The sequence below is a fragment of the Paraburkholderia sp. EG304 genome, assembly GCF_046543485.1.
Classification (GTDB): domain Bacteria; phylum Pseudomonadota; class Gammaproteobacteria; order Burkholderiales; family Burkholderiaceae; genus Paraburkholderia; species Paraburkholderia youngii.
In genome coordinates, this window is sequence record NZ_JBKGUA010000359.1 from 1 (window position 1) to 413 (window position 413).

The window sequence follows — 413 nt, forward strand, 5'->3', positions numbered from 1 at the left end:
TGGGCGTGATACTAGAGGGCGAAGTCTAGGAAAGACGCGACAAAAATTGCAATCACCAACTTTTTCTATTGTTTCGATTCCTACTCATATTGCCATGAACGAAATCGATCTCAACGATTACGATCACGTTGCCTTCGACCTGGACGGTGTCCTTGTGGATTCAGCGGCTGTAGTTGAAAACGCTCTCCGTCGATGGGCAGGGGAGGAACGGCTCTCTCCGGAGAGTGTGTTGCGGATGTCTGCCGCGCGCCGGGATATAGAACTAGTTGCGTCAATCTCTCCCGGCCTCTCGCCGGAACGAGAAGCGGCCCGCATCGCAGACTATGAGGTCCAGGTGATGGATCTGCTCCGACCAATCGCAGGCGCCGCCGAGTTCTATAGCTCGCTCACCGCTGGGAGGCGATCTGTCGTCA

The 413-nt window shown here is 55.2% G+C and carries 1 pseudogene; it reads left to right on the plus strand.

Annotated features, from left to right (window positions below):
* Positions 1 to 94: 94 nt before the first annotated feature.
* Positions 95 to 413 (plus strand): annotated as a pseudogene (locus tag ACLFKU_RS44275) (phosphatase); the annotation flags it as partial.